The sequence below is a fragment of the Curtobacterium pusillum genome (genome assembly GCF_007673235.1).
GTDB lineage: Bacteria > Actinomycetota > Actinomycetes > Actinomycetales > Microbacteriaceae > Curtobacterium > Curtobacterium pusillum_C.
Map to the genome: position 1 here is coordinate 366145 of NZ_VDZH01000003.1, position 17799 is coordinate 383943.

22 protein-coding genes are annotated in these 17799 nt (G+C 71.8%); 6 read left to right on the top strand and 16 right to left on the bottom strand.

What is annotated here, in order from left to right; genetic code table 11:
* Positions 1-23: 23 nt before the first annotated feature.
* Complete coding sequence (locus tag FS532_RS10125; protein WP_144753473.1) at positions 24-536, bottom strand: methylated-DNA--[protein]-cysteine S-methyltransferase; 513 nt, start codon at positions 534-536, stop codon at positions 24-26.
* Positions 533-2113: an AlkA N-terminal domain-containing protein gene (locus FS532_RS10130; protein WP_144753476.1), complete on the bottom strand. Its 1581-nt coding sequence runs from the start codon at positions 2111-2113 to the stop codon at positions 533-535. Before FS532_RS10130 ends, FS532_RS10125 begins: the two co-directional genes overlap by 4 nt.
* A gap of 89 nt (positions 2114-2202) precedes the next feature.
* On the opposite strand from FS532_RS10130, the gene FS532_RS10135 reads away from it, so the two are divergent.
* Positions 2203-2775 (top strand): molybdenum cofactor biosysynthesis protein, encoded by a 573-nt coding sequence (locus FS532_RS10135; RefSeq protein ID WP_260852635.1) that lies wholly within the window; start codon positions 2203-2205, stop codon positions 2773-2775.
* A 16-nt stretch (positions 2776-2791) separates the two neighbouring features.
* On the opposite strand, the gene FS532_RS10140 is transcribed toward FS532_RS10135, so the two are convergent.
* The 5 genes from FS532_RS10140 to folE all read right to left on the bottom strand — a co-directional run bounded on the left by FS532_RS10140 (position 2792) and on the right by folE (position 6481).
* A complete protein-coding gene (locus tag FS532_RS10140; RefSeq protein ID WP_144753479.1) occupies positions 2792-3334 on the bottom strand; it encodes a type 1 glutamine amidotransferase domain-containing protein in 543 nt (180 codons plus the stop codon).
* An 89-nt stretch (positions 3335-3423) separates the two neighbouring features.
* Positions 3424-4077 (bottom strand): HAD-IA family hydrolase, encoded by a 654-nt coding sequence (locus FS532_RS10145; RefSeq protein WP_144753482.1) that lies wholly within the window; start codon positions 4075-4077, stop codon positions 3424-3426.
* Positions 4078-4194: 117 nt separating this feature from the next.
* Positions 4195-4947 carry a pyrimidine reductase family protein gene (locus tag FS532_RS10150; protein WP_144753486.1) on the bottom strand — a complete coding sequence of 251 codons (753 nt, stop codon included), beginning with the start codon at positions 4945-4947 and terminating at the stop codon, positions 4195-4197.
* Complete coding sequence (gene folP, locus FS532_RS10155) at positions 4944-5879, bottom strand: dihydropteroate synthase (RefSeq protein WP_144753489.1); 936 nt, start codon at positions 5877-5879, stop codon at positions 4944-4946. The genes FS532_RS10150 and folP overlap by 4 nt, the downstream gene beginning before the upstream one ends.
* Entirely contained in the window at positions 5876-6481 is a 606-nt protein-coding gene (gene folE, locus FS532_RS10160) for a GTP cyclohydrolase I (protein WP_144754282.1), read from the bottom strand. The genes folP and folE overlap by 4 nt, the downstream gene beginning before the upstream one ends.
* 158 nt (positions 6482-6639) lie before the next feature.
* Between folE and FS532_RS10165 the strand changes: the two genes are divergently transcribed.
* Complete coding sequence (locus tag FS532_RS10165) at positions 6640-8112, top strand: NCS2 family permease (RefSeq protein WP_079237442.1); 1473 nt, start codon at positions 6640-6642, stop codon at positions 8110-8112.
* A gap of 53 nt (positions 8113-8165) precedes the next feature.
* Here FS532_RS10165 and FS532_RS10170 read toward each other — a convergent pair whose 3' ends face one another.
* The 3 genes from FS532_RS10170 to FS532_RS10180 form a co-directional block, all read right to left on the bottom strand.
* Positions 8166-8627, bottom strand: coding sequence for a hypothetical protein (locus FS532_RS10170; protein ID WP_144753493.1), 462 nt, complete (start codon positions 8625-8627; stop codon positions 8166-8168).
* A 36-nt stretch (positions 8628-8663) separates the two neighbouring features.
* Positions 8664-8945: a hypothetical protein gene (locus FS532_RS10175; protein WP_260852636.1), complete on the bottom strand. Its 282-nt coding sequence runs from the start codon at positions 8943-8945 to the stop codon at positions 8664-8666.
* A gap of 66 nt (positions 8946-9011) precedes the next feature.
* Positions 9012-9371, bottom strand: a complete 360-nt coding sequence (locus FS532_RS10180; RefSeq protein ID WP_144753499.1) for a prevent-host-death protein — start codon at positions 9369-9371, stop codon at positions 9012-9014.
* Positions 9372-9612: 241 nt separating this feature from the next.
* On the opposite strand from FS532_RS10180, the gene FS532_RS10185 reads away from it, so the two are divergent.
* The 3 genes from FS532_RS10185 to FS532_RS10195 are packed head-to-tail and all read left to right on the top strand — an operon-like array spanning position 9613 to position 10801.
* Complete coding sequence (locus FS532_RS10185) at positions 9613-9876, top strand: hypothetical protein (protein ID WP_144753502.1); 264 nt, start codon at positions 9613-9615, stop codon at positions 9874-9876.
* 26 nt (positions 9877-9902) lie between these two features.
* The gene (locus FS532_RS10190; protein ID WP_144753505.1) at positions 9903-10418 is read left to right on the top strand and encodes a DUF1697 domain-containing protein; all 516 of its coding nucleotides are present in this window, start codon (positions 9903-9905) and stop codon (positions 10416-10418) included.
* Complete coding sequence (locus tag FS532_RS10195; RefSeq protein WP_144753508.1) at positions 10415-10801, top strand: VOC family protein; 387 nt, start codon at positions 10415-10417, stop codon at positions 10799-10801. The genes FS532_RS10190 and FS532_RS10195 overlap by 4 nt, the downstream gene beginning before the upstream one ends.
* A 33-nt stretch (positions 10802-10834) precedes the next feature.
* Here the strand turns inward: FS532_RS10195 and FS532_RS10200 are convergent, their stop codons facing one another.
* The 3 genes from FS532_RS10200 to FS532_RS10210 form a co-directional block, all read right to left on the bottom strand.
* The gene (locus FS532_RS10200; protein ID WP_144753510.1) at positions 10835-13345 is read right to left on the bottom strand and encodes a glycoside hydrolase family 65 protein; all 2511 of its coding nucleotides are present in this window, start codon (positions 13343-13345) and stop codon (positions 10835-10837) included.
* A gap of 77 nt (positions 13346-13422) precedes the next feature.
* Positions 13423-14190: an HAD family hydrolase gene (locus tag FS532_RS10205; RefSeq protein ID WP_144753513.1), complete on the bottom strand. Its 768-nt coding sequence runs from the start codon at positions 14188-14190 to the stop codon at positions 13423-13425.
* Between the two features lie 125 nt (positions 14191-14315).
* Positions 14316-14861: an AAA family ATPase gene (locus FS532_RS10210; RefSeq protein ID WP_144753516.1), complete on the bottom strand. Its 546-nt coding sequence runs from the start codon at positions 14859-14861 to the stop codon at positions 14316-14318.
* A 45-nt stretch (positions 14862-14906) separates the two neighbouring features.
* On the opposite strand from FS532_RS10210, the gene FS532_RS10215 reads away from it, so the two are divergent.
* Entirely contained in the window at positions 14907-15347 is a 441-nt protein-coding gene (locus tag FS532_RS10215; protein WP_260852637.1) for an NUDIX domain-containing protein, read from the top strand.
* Here the strand turns inward: FS532_RS10215 and FS532_RS10220 are convergent.
* The 3 genes from FS532_RS10220 to FS532_RS10230 all read right to left on the bottom strand — a co-directional run bounded on the left by FS532_RS10220 (position 15307) and on the right by FS532_RS10230 (position 17733).
* Positions 15307-16029, bottom strand: a complete 723-nt coding sequence (locus FS532_RS10220) for an alpha/beta hydrolase (protein ID WP_186321985.1) — start codon at positions 16027-16029, stop codon at positions 15307-15309. The genes FS532_RS10215 and FS532_RS10220 overlap by 41 nt on opposite strands.
* Positions 16026-17111: a bifunctional GNAT family N-acetyltransferase/class I SAM-dependent methyltransferase gene (locus FS532_RS10225; RefSeq protein ID WP_144753522.1), complete on the bottom strand. Its 1086-nt coding sequence runs from the start codon at positions 17109-17111 to the stop codon at positions 16026-16028. Before FS532_RS10225 ends, FS532_RS10220 begins: the two co-directional genes overlap by 4 nt.
* A 124-nt stretch (positions 17112-17235) precedes the next feature.
* Entirely contained in the window at positions 17236-17733 is a 498-nt protein-coding gene (locus tag FS532_RS10230) for a helix-turn-helix domain-containing protein (protein ID WP_144753525.1), read from the bottom strand.
* Positions 17734-17799 lie beyond the last annotated feature (66 nt).

Genomic DNA, 17799 nt, shown 5'->3' on the forward strand with positions numbered 1-17799 from the left:
CATTCTAGAGCGTTTTGTACAACTCAGACCAGCGCCGTCGTGCCGACCGACTCCCGCTCGAGCAGCGCCCGCTTGACGTCGAGCCCCCACGCGAAGCCGCCGAGCGTGCCGTCCGTCCGGAGCACGCGGTGGCACGGCACGAACAGCGCCGGGGCGTTCCGGGCACAGACGCTCGCCGCAGCCCGCACGGCGTCCGGCCGGCCCATCGCCGCCGCGAACTCGGTGTAGGTCAGCACGGCGCCGGCCGGGATCAGCCGGAGCTGTCGCCAGCCCTCGGTGAAGAGCTCGGTGCCGAACTGCCGCACCGGGACCTGCATGGCGTGCTCGACCTCGCCCCCGTAGAAGGCGTCGACCGCCTCGGCCGAGGCGACCCGGCCGTCGGTGATGCGCTCGGGCCGGTGCTTGTCGGCGAGCCGGCCGAGGATGCGGTCGACGGAGTCGGTCCACCCCGAGGCGAGCACCCGGCCCTGCGCGTCCTCGAGCACGGTGAAGGGCCCGTCCGGGGTGTCCAGCGTCTGGATCGTTGCATCGGTCATCGTTCGTCCTTCCGAGCGGACTGTGCCGCAGTCGTCATGTGTGCCGCACCGGCCGTCGCGATCGCGCGGTCGATGATCGGTCGCCAGCAGTGCATCGTGAGGTAGCTCCGCCACGGCGCCACCTGCTCCGACCATAGGGAGAGCTCGCGCGCCGATCCGGGCAGTCCGAGTTCCTGTGCACCGTTGCGCACGGCGAGGTCGCTGTGGAGGAACACGTCCGGGTGGTGGCGGACGCGGAGCGCCACGTAGTCGGCCGTCCAGGGCCCGATGCCCTTCACCGCCCGGAGCCCAGCGCGCAACTCGTCGAGGGACTGTCCGCCGTCGACGACGAGCGACCCGTCGGCGAGCGCCTCGGCGACCCGGATGATGGTGTCGACCCGGGCAGCGGGCCCGCGGAGGACCTCACATCCCCGTGACGCGATCGTCGAGGCACGGGGGAAGAGCAGCCCGCCGTCGAGCACCGTGGCGGGCACCGGCGTCCCGAGCGCCGCGACGAGTCGGCTCTGCGCGGTCCGGGCCGCCGCGACGGAGATCTGCTGGCCGATGAGCGTGCGGAACACGATCTCGTGCGGGTCGACGGCGCCTGGGAGCCGGATGCCGGGGACCCGCTCCACGGCGCCGGCGAGCGCTGGCACCGCCCCGAGGACCGCGTCGACGGCAGCGGGGTCGGCGTCGAGGTCGAAGTACGAACGCACCCGCGCGACCAGCGTCGGCAGGTCCGAGAGGTCGCTGACCCGGACCCGCAGGTCGATCCCGGTGCCGCGACCAGGCGCCCTGGAACCGGCCGCCCCGGTGTCCGCAGCCGACGCGCTGAACCAGGCCGGGCCTCCAGGCAGGTCCAGCACCCGCCCGTACGACGTGACGCGCCCCGAGGCGTCCGTGCCCACCTGTTCCGTGCCCGGCAGGGCGTGCAACGCGTGCCAGTCGAGCAGACCCTGCGCATCGAACGGCGCCCGGGCGGGGAGGTGCACGTGGAGTGCGCCGTCCTCGACCGGCCGGACCACGCGTCGGGCGCGGAGCTCGGAGGGGGTGACGGCGAAGACCTCGCGGACGGTGTCGTTGAACTGGCGGACGCTCGCGAACCCCGCGGCGAAGGCGACGTCGGCGATCGGCAGGTCCGACGACGTCAGCAGACTGCGCGCGGTCTGTGCGCGGTGCGCCCGGCTGAGCGCCTTCGGTCCGGCGCCGAGCTCGGCGGTCATGATGCGGTTCAGCTGCCGCTCCGAGTACCCGACGCGGGCGGCGAGCCCCGGGACGCCGTCGCGTTCGACGACGCCGTCGAGGACGAGCCGCATGGCACGTCCGGCGACGTCCTCGCGCAGGTCCCACTCGGGGCTGCCGGGTGTCGCCTCCGGCAGGCAGCGCTTGCAGGCGCGGAAGCCCGCGAGGTGCGCCGCCGCGCTCGTCCGGTAGAACGTGACGCCGGACTCCCTGGGGGTCCGGGCGGGGCACGACGGGCGGCAGTAGATGCCGGTGGAGTGCACGGCGGTGACGAACTGGCCGTCGAACCGGGCGTCGCGGGAGGCGACGACACGGTAGCGCTCGGCGTGCAGCGCTTCGGTTCCGGGGGTGGACATGGGTCCAGCCTGACACGGGTCGCCGACATCGACTGGCGGAAATCGGACGGTGCAGCGGACGGCCTGGAGGCACGGCTAGCGTGGGGCGGGTGACCTCAGTGGACGACGTGGCCGGCCCCGGCGACCTGCGGAACCGGACCGACGTCGAGATCGCGCTGCTGCTGGTCTCCCGGCGGCACCGGTACGAGGGGCGGCCGGCCGACGGCGCCCTGCCGGTCCGTGCGGACGACCCCGACGAGCTGCGCGACCACGTCGAGGTCCGCGCCGGGCTCGGGATCGTCGGCGACCGCTACTTCGCCTCCCGGGCGCACGTGCACGCCTCGGTCACGGTGATCGGACTCGAGGCGCTCGAGGCCGTCGGAGCCGAGCTCGACGTCGACGTCGACCCGGTGGCCACCCGGCGGAACGTGTTCCTGCGCGGCGCCGACGTCGAGGCACTCCGGGGCGAGGAGTTCTCGCTGCAGAGCCCCGGCGGCGAACCCGTCCTCTTCCGCGGGTACCGACCGGCGAACCCGTGCGCGTGGATGGACCACGAGGTCGCGCCGGGGGCGTTCCGGGCGATGCGGGGGCGGGCCGGGGTGCGGTGCGACCCCGGGTCCGACGGCGTGCTCGCCCTCGGTCCCGCGGTGCTCCGCACGGCCCGTCCGGTCGCGCTCGGGTGAGTGCGTTCGGCGCTTGCTAGGCGGTGAGCGCCGACTCGATCGCGTCGACGAACGCGGGGAGGTCGTCGGGGTTCCGGGACGTGATCAGGCCGCCGTCGACCTGGACCTCGCGGTCGACCCACTCGGCGCCGGCGTTCCGCACGTCGGTCTGCAGCGACGGGAACGACGTGATCGTCTTCCCCGAGACGACCCCGGCCTCGATGAGGGTCCACGGGCCGTGGCAGATCGCCGCGACGGGCGTCCCCGCTTCGACGAAGGCCGAGACGAGCGCGACCGCCTGCTGATCGGTGCGCAGGGTGTCGGCGTTGATCGTGCCGCCGGGGACGACGAGCGCGTCGAACGACCCCGCGTTGACACCGGCGATGGTGGTGTCCGGCTCGAGGGTCTTCCCCGGGTCCTTGTCGCCGACGAGCGTCTGGATCGTCCCGGTCTCCTGCGCCGCCACCGTCACGGTCGCACCGCGCTCACGGAGCTGGTCGACCGGGACGACGATCTCGTCCTGCTCGACCCCGTAGTTCGTCGCGATGACGAGGATCTTCTTGCCGTCGAGGGCTGCCATGGTCGCTCCTTCCGCGGCCCGGTCGTTCCGGCCGCACCGTCCACGGTGGCCGGGAGACGCTGGACGTGTCCGCAGGACGGAGCCGGTGCTCAGCCGCGGATGCGGAAAGCGGACCCTTCGACCTCGACGGTGATGCCGTCGTACCCCGCGACGCGGTAGAGCCCCGCTGTGACGTCGGCCTCGAGTGCCCCGACGACGACCGTGGTGGCACCGGAGGCGATCGCGGCCTCGAGCCCGGCGGGGGCGTCCTCGAACGCGGCGCACTCCGTCGGGTCCACGCCGAGCAGGGCGGCACCGCGGAGGTACCCGTCGGGGTGCGGCTTGCCGTGGTCGACGTCCTCGGAGGCGACGAGCGCCTCGGGCACGTGCACCCCGGCGGCCCGCATCCGGTTCACGGCCAGGTCGCGCGGTGCACTCGTGACGAGGGCGACCGGAACCCCGGCGTCGACCAGCCGGGACACGAACGCGGCGGCACCCGGGACCTCGAGGATCCCGTCGACGTTGTCCACCTCGGCCGCGATCATCTCGTCGACGATGCGGTGCTGCTCGGCCTCGTCGAGGTCCGGCAGGAAGTGCCGCACGGTGTCGATCGTCTGGCGGCCGTGCGAGAACGCGAGGATCGTCTGCGGGTCGAGGTCGTGCCGCTGGCCGAACCCGGTCCAGGCGGCCTCCACCACGGCGGTCGAGTCGACGAGGGTCCCGTCCATGTCGAAGAGGACCCCGGACGCCACGATGTCGATCACGCGCCCGACCCTAGCGTGCCGACCCGGTCGTCGAGTGAGCAGGAATCGTCGAGTGCCGTCGGGCCACCCGACGATTCCTGCTCAGTCGACGGGATCGGGGCCCGTTATCCGGCGCGGCTACCCGCGCGCGCGGACGGAGCGGGTGAGGAGGACGTCGCCCGCGCCGCGGAGCACGTGCGCGGGGCGCATGCGGCGCAGCTCCGGTGAGGAGCCCCGCACGATCCGCGGGGCGGCGCCACCCTCGAGCGACGGGTCGATCGTCAGCGTCAGCTCGTCGACGAGGTCCGCCGCCACGAGCGAGCCGAGGAACGACGGTCCACCCTCGCAGTGGATCGTCCCGAGACCGCGCGCCACCAGGGCGTCCCGGACGAGCACGGCGTCGACCTCGTCCGGCGAAGCCGCAGGGCTGCACGGCACGACCTCGGCGACAGCGGCGAGGTCCGCGCCACGGTCCGACGACGCCGCAGCCGCCGACGTCAGCACGACCGGCCGCACGGGCGCCGCCGTGAACACCCGCGAGTCCGCGTCGAGCGACAGCGACCCGGACACGATCGCGAACACCGGGTGGTCGGACATCCCGTGTGCGCGGCGCCAGGCCACGTCGGCGTCGTGCAGGACCATCGGCCCGTAGCCCTCGTCACGCACGGTCCCGGCGGCGACGAGGACCACGTCGGCCATCCGGCGCAGCAGGTCGAACACGCGGAGGTCGTCCGGCCCGCCGAGCGACCCGGAGAGTCCCCCGGCCGAGGCGGCCCCGTCGAGCGTCGCCACGAAGTTGACACGCAGCCACGGCGACCCGGCACCCTCGGCGTAGATCGCGAGGAGCTCGTCGTCGGACAGCTCCGCGACCGCGGGCGGCAGGAGGTTCACGTGTTGTGCCTCGCCTCGACCGGCTCGCGCCACCCGAGCGTCGCCTCCACCATCCGCATCGCGTCGACGCTCTCGACCACGTCGTGCATCCGGACGATCCGGGCGCCGAGCATCGCGCTCACCGTGGCCACGGCGAGCGACCCGGCCAGCCGTTCCCCGCGCGGACGCCCGAGCGACTCCCCCACGAAGTCCTTGTTCGACACCGCCGCGAGCACCGGGTACCCGAGCGCGACGACCTCGGGCAGCCGGCGGGTGAGCTCGAGGGTGTGCACCGTGTTCTTGTTGAGGTCGTGCCCGGGGTCGACGACGATCCGGGAATCGGGGATGCCCGCGGCGAGCGCCCGGTCGACGCGCTCCCGGAGGAACCCGACGACCGAGCCCGTGACGTCGTCGTACTGCGGTGGTGCGGGCAACGGGCGGCGGGGCTCGGCGAGCGAGTGCGTGATGACGATCGTCGCGTCCGAGTCCGCCACCACGCGCGCCATCCGCGGGTCGGACAGGCCGGTGGTGTCGTTGACGACGCTCGCCCCGGCCTCGATCGCGGCGGCGGCGACCTCGGGGCGGAAGGTGTCGACGCTGATGGTCACGTCGGACTCCTGCGCGAGCTGCCGGACGACGGGCACGACGCGGTCGATCTCGTCCGCGGCGGGCAGTTCCGGCCCCGGTGCGAACTTGACGCCGCCGATGTCCACCCAGTCGGCGCCCTGCTCGGCGGCACGGACGGCAGCCTCGACGGCACGGTCGAGCTCGAACGTCGCGCCACGGTCGTGGAACGAGTCCGGTGTGCGGTTGACGATCGCCATGACGGCGATGCGGTGGTCGAAGTCGAACGTGCGACGCCCGATGGTGCGGACCGGGTCGCGCAGGTCGGGCACCACCCAGCCGGGTGCGGTGGCGGCCGGGAGGCGCGACCCGGCCCCGGCGGTCGTCATGCGTCCGCCTCGGGGTCGGCTCGAGTGCCCGCACCGGCTCCGGCGCCGATCAGCGCGATCGCCTCGGCTCGGCCGGCGGCGTCCGCGAGGCTGCCGGTCGCCGCGACGGTCACCGTCGTCGACCCCGACTGCCGCTCACCCCGGGTGGTCACGCACTGGTGCTGCGCGTCGAGCACGACGAGGACCCCGGCGGCGCCGAGTCCCTCCGCGATGGTCGCCGCGACCTGCTCGCCGAGACGCTCCTGCAGCTGCGGGCGTGAGGCGACGGCGTCGAGCACGCGGGACAGGGTCCCGAGGCCGATCAGCCGGTCGCCGGGCGCGTACGCCAGGTGGGCGACCCCGGTGAAGGGCAGCAGGTGGTGCTCGCACACGGAACGGAACCGGACGTCCCGCACGATGACGAGCTGCCCGCGTTCGCCGTCCTCGGCGTGCACGGTGCCCTCGCGGGCGATCGCCACCGCATCCGTGCCGATGCCGGCGAAGAACTCGGAGTAGGCGTCGGCCACCCGGGAGGGGGTGCGCTCCAGCTCGGGTCGGTCGGGGTCCTCGCCGATCGCCAGCAGCAGCTCGCGCACCGCGGCCTCGACGCGGGCACGGTCCATGCGTGACGTCACCTGTTCATCCAACACCAGCCACGGCCCGAGGACGCGAGCGGTTGCCGGGCGTGACGTACCCCGGTGAGGCGATACGCGCCTCCAGGCCGACGACCTGTGTGGATGCTGTGACACGCCGGAAACCCAGCGTCCTTTAACCTTGATCGGTGAGCGCCCCGCAGACCGACACCACACCCCGGAACCGCTTCGCGACCGGCCTCGACCGCTTCTTCTCGATCACGCACCGCGGATCGACGATCCCCCGCGAGATCCGCGGTGGTCTCGTCTCCTTCGTGACCATGGCGTACATCGTCATCCTCAACCCGCTCATCCTCGGTGGGTTCAGCCAGGACCAGGCACCGCAGGACGTCCTCGGCGGCTGGCTGCAGAACGCGCAGGTCGCCGCGGCCACCGGGCTCGTCGCCGGTCTCATGACGATCGCGATGGGCCTCATCGCGAACCTGCCGTTCGGCATCGCGGCGGGGCTCGGGATCAACTCGTTCCTCGCCGTCAGCGTCGTGCACCAGGTCACCTGGGCCGAGGCGATGGGCCTCGTCGTCATCAACGGCGTCGTGATCGTGATCCTGGCGCTCACCGGCATCCGGACGATGATCTTCACCGCGGTCCCGCCGCAGCTCAAGGCCGCGATCACGGTCGGGATCGGCCTGTTCATCGCGTTCATCGGCCTCGTCGACTCCGGCTTCGTCCGCACCACGAAGAACGCCTCGCCGCCGCTGCAGCTCGGTGAGGACGGCTCCGTGTCGGCCCTGCCCACGATCGTGTTCCTGATCGGCCTCGTCATCATCGGCACGCTCATGGCCCGCAAGGTCAAGGGCGCACTGCTCATCGGCATCGTGGCGACGACGATCATCGCGATCATCCTGCAGGCGATCTTCAAGGTGCCGACCTCCGTCGACTCGCCCACCGGCTGGAACCTCAACGCCCCCGGTCTGCCGAGTGCCCTGTTCGCCGTCCCGGACCTGTCGCTGGTCGGGCACGCGGACGTCTTCGGCGCCTTCACCCGCATCGGCCCGATCGCCGCGTCGATGCTCGTCTTCACGCTCGTCTTCACGAACTTCTTCGACGCGATGGGCACCATGACCGGTCTCGCGAAGGCCGCCGGGGTCGCGAACGCCGACGGCACCTTCCCCCGCCTGAAGTCCGCACTCGTCGTCGAGGGTGCCGGTGCCATCGCCGGTGGAGGCGCCTCGGTATCGTCGAACACCGTCTTCATCGACTCGGCCGCCGGCATCGGCGAGGGCGCCCGGACCGGCATGGCCTCCGTCGTGACCGGCCTGCTGTTCCTGGCGTCGATGTTCCTCACGCCGCTCACCCAGGTCGTCCCGCTCGAGGTCGCCGCCGCCGGACTCGTCGTCGTCGGTGCGCTCATGGTCGCGCAGGTGAAGGACATCGACTGGACCGACTTCGGTGCAGCGCTGCCGGCGTTCCTGACGATCGTGATCATGCCGCTGACGTACTCGATCGCGAACGGCATCGGCGCGGGCTTCATCAGCTGGGTGCTCATCAAGCTGCTGTCCGGCCGTGGTCGTCAGGTCTCGTGGCTGCTGTACGTCGTCGCGGCGGGCTTCCTGCTGTACTTCGCGCGGGGGCCGCTGGAGGCCGTGCTCGGCGTCGGCTGACGCGCGGGTCGGACGCGGCTCGCGCGCTCCGTCTTCTCCCTGGAGGCGCGGTGTCAGTCCGCCAGGTCGCCCGGCGTGGCCTCGTGGTGGCGGCGACCAGCCGTGCGTCGGTCCTCCTTCATGGCTGCCTCGAACAGGTGCTTCCGTCCCTGCACGAGTTCGTCACGGGCGGTGCGCTCGAGCTCCTTCGCGAGGGCGTAGTAGCCGTCGTCGTAGTCCTCGACGACCTGGAACGTCCACCGGCCGGCGATGACGTTCCGCCCGACGAGCTCGGTGTCGATCCGGTCGGCCAGATCCGTGTGCCCCGCCTTCCGGAGCTGCTCGACCGCCTCGCCGAGGTTCAGGTCGGCCATGCCGGTGAGGCGGTGGAAGCCGTACAGCAGCCCGCGCGCGTGCTCGATGACCTCGACCGCGGCAGACAGTGACCCGAGGGCCTCGACCGTGGCGTCGGTCACCCCCTCAGGCACCTGGTGCTGCTCGTCGGGTCCCTGGTCGTCGTGTGGTTCGTCCGTCATGGGTCCCGTCTACCGGAGTGAGGCTGCGGCGGCTCTCTACTTCGTGGCGTTCGGGTGGTGGGTGTGGACAGCGAGCAGGTGGACCGTCCGGTTCGCCTCATCGACCGTGAACCAGATCCGTGCGCCACGCTTCAGTTCGTACTGCCGGCGGACCCAGTCGCGACCGGAGTGCGTGACGACACCGAGCTCGCCGCGGAGCGCGTGGCACGCAAGGTCCTCGCTCACCGGGTCCGACGTGAGGCGTTCCCAGGCACCGACGACAGCGTTCCGCTGCGTCGCGACGACGTCACGCCAGCCCTGGTCTGCGGCGCGGGTCACGAAGACGATCGTGAACTCGGTGGTGCGCACCGGTCGCGACACACCGGCCCGCCGTGCGCCCACCGTTCAGGGCTTCTCGACGACGACGGGCTCGTCGAGCAACTCGGGCTCGGTCGTCTCCCAACCGGCAGCGATCGCCTCGGCGGAGTTGCGCCAGGCCTGCATCTCGAGCAGGAGCCGACGGGGCTGCCGGAGCGAGAACGACCCGCGGGCGACGTCGACGATCTCGCGTGCGAACTGCTGCTGATCGGCACGGCTGAGCATCTTCAGCCACGGGTACGGGATCGCGAGCCGGTCGTGCAGCGGGAGGTGCTCGTTCACCGTCACCGCGGCGATGAGCTGCGCAGCGATGTCGAGGACCGCTTCATCGTCGTCCGAGCGCTCCTTCGTGGTGAGCACCAGCGGTTTCCCGTCTCGCCGGGTCACCTCCAGAGGCTCCTGCTCGGCCGCGGCGAAGACGTCTTTCGCATGTCTGGACAGGTCGGACGACTGCACGGATCGGCGGGTCCGGGCGGGCGCGAGGAGAGTCGTGTCGGAAGGTTATTCAGAACGTGCTCTGAACGCAACTCTCCCTGTTCAGCCGCGACGCGCCGAGCTTCGATGCGACTGTTGCGACGGCCCGATCCGCGACCTAGCATTCGAACACACGTTCGAACGGAGGATCCCGATGATGGTCATCGACACGGCCGCCACGGTGTGGTGGTCAGACGGCTTCCCCTCGCGGATGGTCTGGGCCGGACGGCGGTGGCGGGTGAGCGACACACCGACCCGCCTGACGGTGACGCGTTCCGAACTGCCGACCGCGATCACCCACGCGCCCGAGCGCACCGTCGGCTGGCGTTTCCAGGCCACGGCGGACGACGGGGAGTCACTCGTGGTGGACATCGTCCCGGAGGGCGGCGGCTGGGGAGTCGCCCGGACGTGGACGTGACCACCCGCGCCCGCTACGGTTCCGGCATGACCAGGTGGGTCGCGCTGCTGCGCGGGGTGAACGTCAACGGGATCACGATCACGAGCGCGGACCTCGCGTCGCTGTTCCGGGATCGCGGGTACCAGGACGTCCGGACGGTCCTCGCCTCGGGCAACGTGGTGTTCACGTCCGACGGCTCGGCCGACGCACTGAAGACCGACATCGAGCAGGCGCTCCGAGACCGGTTCGGCTACGACGCCTGGATCGTGCTGGTCCAGCACGAGGACCTCACAGCGATCGTGGACGGCTTCCCGTTCGACTCCACCGAAGACCGGCACGACTACGTGCTGTTCGGCTCCGACGAGGACGCGCTCGACGACCTGCTCGCCGACCTCGAGCTCGACGAGTCCGTCGAACGCGTCGCCCGCGGATCCGGCGTCGTCTACTGGTCGTGCCCGAAGGGGTCGAGCACGGACACGGCCTTCGCGAGACGAGCGGGGGCCGCACGGTTCAAGCGCACCACCACGACCCGGAACGCGAACACGCTCCGGAAGCTCCTGTGACGCGGGGGGCGCTGCACCACGTCGAGCTGCGCACCGCCGACCTCGGCATGGCCGCGCCCGCCTGGGACTGGCTGCTCGGAGAGCTCGGGTACGAACCCTTCCAGCGGTGGGACGACGGCCGGAGCTGGCGCCGCGGCGAGGTGTACATCGTGCTCGAGTCGGCACCGCTCGACGGAACACACGACCGCCGGAGGCCCGGGCTGAGCCACCTCGCGTTCCACGCCGGCGACCAGGCCGACGTCGCTCGACTCTGGGAGGCAGCGCCGGACCACGGATGGAGCCGGCTGTACGCCGACCGGCACCCGCACGCCGGCGGCCCTGAGCACCACGCCGCGTTCCTGGAGGACACCGAACGGTTCAAGGTGGAGCTCGTCGCACGCTGAACCGCCCGGCGGCCCCGGCGTCCGGTTGGCCTGTCAGGCGGTCGTCTCGTCGGGCTCCAGGTCACGGTCGAGCGAGATCGTCGGGATCGACGCCGTGATGACCGACCCGTCCGCGCGGAGCGTGCCCTGGATGTCGGCCGTCGTCGGTGCGCGCCCGGCCATCCGCGGCCCCTGGTGCGGCAGCGGCACGACGGTCGGCTCACCGGCCGTGATGTCCCACTGCTGGTTGTGCACCCAGGCGGTGAAGCCCGAACCGGTCTCGACCGTGAAGGTCATCGTGTCCTGTTCGAGGTCGACCCGCACCCGCGAGCCACGCACCGTCAGTCGGTAGGTGATGCGCTCCCAGTCCCGCGGCAGCCGGGGGTTGAAGGACATCCGGCCACCGTGGTCCCGCATGCCGCCGAAGCCGTTCACGAGGCCGCCCCAGATGCCACCGGTCGATGCGATGTGCACACCGTCGGTGGTGTTGCCGTGCAGGTCGGCCAGGTCGACGTAGAGCGCCGTCTGGAAGTACTGCAGCGCGAGGTCGTGGTAGCCGACCTCGGCCGCCATGATCGACTGCACGACGGCCGACAGGGTCGAGTCGCCCGTGGTCAGGGCGTCGTAGTAGTCGAAGTCACGACGCTTCTCGGCAGCGGTGAACTCGTGTCCCTGCAGGAACAACGCGAGCACGACGTCCGCCTGCTTGAGCACCTGGAACCGGTAGATCACCAGCGGGTGGTAGTGGAGCAGCAGGGGTCGCTTGCTCTCCGGGGTGTTGTCGAGGTCCCAGAGTTCCTTGTCGAGGAACTGGGCGTCCTGCGGGTGGATGCCACGGTGCGGGTCGAAGGGGATCTCCATCGACTCGGCGGCGTGCTCCCAGTCGGTGATCTCCTGCGCCTGCAGCCCGGTCCGCCGCACCATGCGGTCGTACTCCTCCGGGTCGTCGGCCGCGAGCTCGCGGCAGGCGTTCACCGCGAACCACAGGTTCGCCCGGGCCATCACGTTCGTGTAGAGGTTGTCGTCGACGACGGTCGTGTACTCGTCCGGTCCGGTGACGCCGTCGATGTGGAACTTCTGGTCGCCGTTGGACCGCCAGAAGCCGAGGTCCTCCCACAGCCGGGCGGTCTCGACGAGGATGTCGATCGCCCCGCGCTTGAGGAACTCGCGGTCGTCGGACGCCCGCACGTACTGCATCAGCGCATGCGCGATGTCGGCGTCGATGTGGTACTGCGCGGTGCCGGCCGCGTAGTAGGCGCTGGACTCCTCGCCGTTGATCGTCCGCCACGGGAACAGGGCGCCGTGCTGGTTGAGCTCGCGGGCACGGGACCGTGCGGCATCGAGCATGTTGTAGCGGAACCGCAGGGCGTTCCGGGCGACGATCGGCGCCGTGTACGACAGGAACGGCAGGACGTAGATCTCCATGTCCCAGAAGTAGTGGCCGCCGTACCCGGAGCCGGTGACGCCCTTCGCGGCGATGCCGTGGCCGTCGGTACGCGCCGTGGCCTGCGCGAGCATGAAGAGGTTCCAGCGGACGGCCTGCTGCAGTGCGGGCTGCCCGGCGATCTCGACGTCGCTCCGCGCCCAGAAGTCGTCCATCCACGTGCGCTGCTTCGCGAACGTCTCGTCGACGGTCTCGGCGTGTGCACGGTCCAGCGTGCGGTCACACCGGTCGGCGAGTTCGCGCGCCGGCACCCCGCGGGAGGTGTGGTAGACGACGTGCTTGGTCAGACGGATCGGCTGTCCCGCCCGTGCCTGCACCCGGTAGACGTGCTTCGCGAGGTCGTCCTCGATCGACGACGACTCGTCCCAGCTGTTCTCGGTCTCCAGGTGGTGCTCGACGCCGACGCAGATCGTCATGCCGGAGCTCGCCGCCTGGTACCCGAGCAGGGACCGTCCGCCGGTACTGCGCTTCAGCTTCGGCTCGAGCACACGCTCGGTGAAGGCCTCGGCCTTGCGCGGGTCGAACGCGTTCGCCGCCGCCCGCATCCCCGCGTGGTACTCGTCCTGCACGTCCTGCCGGTTGAGGATCTGGCTCGACAGCAGGATCGAGGCGTCCGCGTCGAGCACGGTGACCTCGTAGTCGATGACGGCGAGGTGGCGGTCCGTGAACGACACCAGCCGCCGCGAGCGGATGAGCACCCGCTTGCCCGACGGCGTCGACCACTCGGTCTCGCGGAAGAGGTACCCGCCGCGGAAGTCGAGACGCCGGGTGTGCCGGAGGATGTCCGCCTCGGCCAGGACGAGCGGCTCGTCGTCGACGTACAGCCGGATGACCTTGGCGTCGGGCGCGTTGATGATCGTCTGCCCGGTCTTCGCGAACCCGAAGGCGTCCTCGGCGTGCCGGATCGGCCAGGTCTCGTGGAACCCGTTGATGTACGTGCCGTACTGCACGCCGCCACGGCCCTCGTCGAGGTTGCCGCGCAGGCCGAGGTACCCGTTGCCGACGGCGAAGTTCGTCTCCGCGACGCCCTGCTCGTCTGGCGCGTACTCGGTCTCGACGAGTGCCCACTCGTCGATCGGGTAGCGGACGCGGTCGAGCGGGTCGGAGGTGATGCGGTTCATGGTGCTCCGTGGGAAGGGAGGGGTTCGTGGGGAGGTCGACAGCGGCCTGGAGGCGCGGATCGCCTCGGCCGGTCGGCCTACGTCGCGCTCGTGGCGGGTTCGGGAAGTTCGTGGACGAGTTCGTCGAGGTCCTGCACCACGACGTCCGCCCCGTGTGCCCGGAGGGCGTCGGCACCGGCACCGCGGTCGACACCGATGACGAGTCCGAAGGCACCGTTGCGGCCGGCTTCGACCCCGCTCGTGGCGTCCTCGACCACGACGCACTCGGCCGCGGTCAGCCCGAAGCGGCTCGCGGCGTCGAGGTACGTGTCGGGGGCGGGCTTGCCGGCCAGGCCGTCCTGCCGAGCGACCAGGCCGTCGACGACGACCGGGAAGCGGTCGAGGATCCCCGCCGTGCGCAGCACCGAGGTGGCGTTGGCGGAGCTGGAGACCACCGCGACGGACACTCCGGCGGCCATCGCGGCGTCGAGGAACCGGAGCGAGCCCGGGTACGGCTCGACACCGTGTTCGGTCAGCTCGGCGGTGAACTCGGCGTTCTTCCGGTTGCCGAGACCGCACACGGTGTCGGCGTCCGGGGAGTCGTCGGGCGTGCCCTGCGGCAGGTCGATGCCGCGCGACTCGAGCAGGGAGCGGACCCCGTCGTACCGCGGCTTGCCGTCGATGTACGCGAAGTAGTCCTGCTCCGTGTACGGGTCGACGCCGTGCGCCGCGAGGTACGGCGTGAACAGTCGGCTCCAGGCACGCATGTGGACGTCAGCGGTCGGGGTGAGGACACCGTCGAGGTCGAACAGGAGCGCTCGCTGGTCTGCGAGTCGCGCTGGTGTGCGCCGGTCCGGCGTCGTCATGTGCTGCCCTCCGGGGACGGTGTCGTCGACGTGCTTCCGGACGAGTCTAGGACCGCTCCAGGCGCGGCGTTCAGGCGCGCCGCCCGCTGTGGAAAGAGTTCACACAGTCGTTCGATGTGGAGGGATCACCCCTGCAGCCGCGCCGCGGCGACGGCGGCGTCGACCTGGTCGAGGACCGCACCGATGCCCTGGGCCGGACCACCCACCCGGGTGACGTGCCTGCGGGTCGTGAGGAACGCCTCCAGGCCGACCGCCACGTCCACCATCCGATCGCCGCCCAGATCACCGTGGACGCCGGGTCCGGAGGCGGCTCGCGCGGCGAAGCGCCGGTCCGCCTCGGCCGGGTCGGCGTCCAGCGCGCACTCCACGAACACCGCGCCCTCGTCCGCTGCGAGCGCCGCGAGCTCGTCGACGAACGCAGCGCTCCGCGCGTACTGCGGCACGATCACGTCCCGGCCGGAACGGAGGTGCGCGCGCATCGCCGCCATCGCCATCTCCCGGGCGGCGATGCCCGCCGGGCGGAGCGCGTCACGCCAGCCGCCGATCATCGCCCGCAGCACGTCGATGTCGAACGCGACGGGCAGCGACGCAGCGTGCCGGTCGGCCCACGCGCGCGCGACGGTCGACTTCCCGCTCGCGGGGATCCCGTTCAGGTGCACGAGGACGGCCATGCCCCGATGCTGCCAGCAGCAGCCCGCACCGGCTACCGTCGGGGCATGACCGGACCGGCTGGAGCCCTGCGCATCCGAGCCGTCGCAGTGGCCGTGCGGGGCGACGAGGTGCTGGTCGTCCTCCGCCAGCGCGACGGACGGTCGTACGCCGTGCTGCCCGGCGGCGCGGTCGAGGCCGGGGAGACTCCGCAGGAGGCGTGCCTGCGCGAGCTCCGTGAGGAGACCGGCCTCGACGGGGTCGTCGAGGAGCTGCTGCCGGTCGGGGTCGACCGCGACGCCCCCGCCGTGTACCTGCGGGTCCACGTGACGGGCGACGAACCAGCCCTGGGGCCGAACTCCCCGGAGGCCCGACGCACGACGGCGGAGAACCGCTACCGTCCGACGTGGGTGAACATCGACACGCTCGGGGACGTCGGTCTCGTCCCGGCGCGAGCCGTGCGCGCGGTCAGCGCAGCGTCCCGACCCACTCCTCGATCGCCGCGCTGATCTGCTGCCGGGCGTCGGCACGGGAGATCGTCGCCGTGTCGTCGCCGGGCTGCGCGCCGTAGGCACCGAAGTCGGCGTGGTTCGACCCCTGGATCTCCGTCATCGTCGCGTTCGACGGCAGGAGGTGCCGTGCGGCGTCGACCTTCGCCGGGGTGGAGAGTCCGTCGCGGGAGCCGGACACGCTGAGCACGCTGATGTACGACCGGCTGATGTCGTTCGCGCAGTAGCTGCCGAGCAGGAGCAGGCCGTCCGCGTCCGGGGCGAGCTGGCAGGCGCGCACACCGCCGAGCGAGTGTCCGCCGACACCCCAGCGTGTGACGGACGGGGCGTGCGCCTCGAAGGTCGACAGCGGACGGGTGTCGAAGAAGGCGAGGTGCAGTGTCGGCTTCGTGATGACCACCGTCGTGCCGGACGCCACCACCTGCCGGAACGTCGCCATGTACGCGTACGGGTCGACCTTCGCCCCGGGGATGAACACGATCCCGACACCGTTCGCGGTCCCGGTCGGGGTCATCACGACGGAGTCACCGGCGTCGCGGACGGACACGCGGTCGTCGCGCCAGACCTGCAGCGCGGCGCTGCGGGTGCCCTGCATGACGATGTTGGCCCAGACGAGGAACACCACTGCGATCAGGACGACCACGGCGACGACCCACGCGGTCCAACGGAGTGCTCGGTTCACGGTCGTCCTGCTTCCTCCGGCCGACGGGCCGTGACGGTCAGCCAGCGCTCGTCGGCGCCGGGGCGGGTGGTGTCCCGGACCACGACGTCGGTCCAGCCGGCTCGCTCGACGACGGCGGTCAGGTCCTGGTCGGTCCAGTAGGTGAAGTGCCGGGCGCGGTCGAGCTTCCGGGTGCTCCAGGCATCGCCGTCGCCGTGCTTGAGCGTCGCGGCCAGGACCCCGCCGGGGCGGACGGACTCGCGGGCACGTTCCAGCACGGTCGGGAGCAACTCGCGCGCGACGTGCAGCAGGACCGCGTTGGCGAACACGGCGTCGTACGGGCCGCCGAAGTCGTCCGACCGGACGTCGAGGACGCGTGCCGTGTGCCCGTCGGCGTGGAGCGCCTCGACGAACGAGTGCGCGCCGTCGGTCCGGTCCACCACGAGTCCGGCGTCCTCGAGCGCGAGGGCGTCACGACCGGGTCCCGAACCGAGCTCGAGGACGTGGGACCCCGGCGTGACCAGCGCGACCAGGTCGTCGACGAGGCCGGAGCGGTGGCCGTCGGTGCGGTCGGCGTACTGCTCGGCGCCGTGTTCGTACGCGGCGAGGGTGCGTTCCGCCGTGAGGTCGCGGCGCATGAGGACCTCGTGCCGGCCGTCCGGCAGCGGGTCCCCGGGCTCGTCGGCGACGAGGAAGCCGTTCCGCTCGTAGGTCCGACGGGCGGCTGCGTTGTCGGGCATCACGGAGAGCTCGAGCGTGTGCGAGTCGGCCCCGGCGGCCCATCCGACGACCGCGCGGATCAGGTCGGTCGCGACACCGCGGCCGCGGGCGATCGGGTCGACCCACATCGAGATGAGTTCGGTGGTCCCGGGTTCGTCACCGGGGACGCCGCTCGCCATGCCGATCGCCGCCGAGCCGTCGTGGGCCACCAGGTCGAGCGCTCCCGGGATCGAGAGCCGGGTCCGCCACCGGTGCTCCGGCGCTTCCGCCCAGTCGTCGAGCGTGGACCCGAACGCGTCGGGGGCCTCGGCGAGCGCCGCCAGGCGGACCGGGCGCCAGGTCTCCCAGTCGTCCGCCGTCACCCGGCGCAGCTCGATGGTCACGCCCCGACGCTACCGCGGAGGTCGCGGGCGCGGGGTGGACGCGTGGCGGACGCGTCGAGTGAGCAGAAATCGTCGAGTGCCGCACCGCGCACCCGACGATTGCTGCTCAGTCACCGTCCCGCGGTCAGGGCCCGGGCGTGGCGCCCACCCGCGACAGCGGGTACCGGCGGTCGAGCCACGGGTCCAGCACGGTGGCCTTGAGGAACCGGGACAGCAGCGACCCTGCGGCCCAGTACGCGGGCACGACGAGGAACACGACCCACGGGACCACGTCGGTGGCCACCAAGGCGACCGCCGCCAACGTCACCAGTACCCCGACCCCCGTGTACAGGTGCTGCCATCCACGGCTGAACGCATCGCGTTGGGCCTGCTCCGAGGACGTCCGCTCGTCGAGTCCTCGGACCTCGGGCCCGAGCGTTCGCTCACCCGCATCGTCGATGGCGAACAACTCCCGTACGGGCACCTCCAGCGCACCCGCGATGGACGACAGCGACTCGAGGCTGGCGTCGCTCCCGCGCTCGATGCGCTGCACGGTCCGCACTGCGATCCCACTCGCCTCTGCAAGGCGTTCCTGCGTCCATCCACGGTGTCGTCGCAGCTCAGCGATCCGCATCTCGTTCATGCCCAGAACACTAGGGAAGCGTCCGTCCCGGGACCACGACACGGCCACGACACGCACCCGCCACGG